The organism is Sedimentibacter sp. B4, assembly GCF_000309315.1.
GTDB classification, from domain to species: Bacteria; Bacillota; Clostridia; order Tissierellales; family Sedimentibacteraceae; genus Sedimentibacter; species Sedimentibacter saalensis.
Map to the genome: position 1 here is coordinate 1 of NZ_CANG01000114.1, position 218 is coordinate 218.

Here is a 218-nt window from a genome sequence, read left to right on the forward strand (position 1 = left end):
GTAGGGCAGCCACGGCCCGACCCCGGACGTGATCAGTGCGGACGTGAACAGGGTGATCGCGCCGAGGGTGAAGCCGAAGCCGGCCCCGAACACCCGCCCGGCGAGGATCATGATGAAGAAGACCAGCTCGAAACCCGCCGTCCCCGCGCTGAGCGGACGCAGGATCGTGCCGACCGCGGCCAGTACGCCCAGCATGGCGAGCGCCTTCGCGTCCATCC

General features: G+C 69.7%; 1 pseudogene. It reads right to left on the bottom strand.

Going from position 1 to position 218, the window contains the following annotated elements:
• Positions 1–218, bottom strand: a pseudogene (locus BN358_RS22985) (ECF transporter S component); the annotation flags it as partial.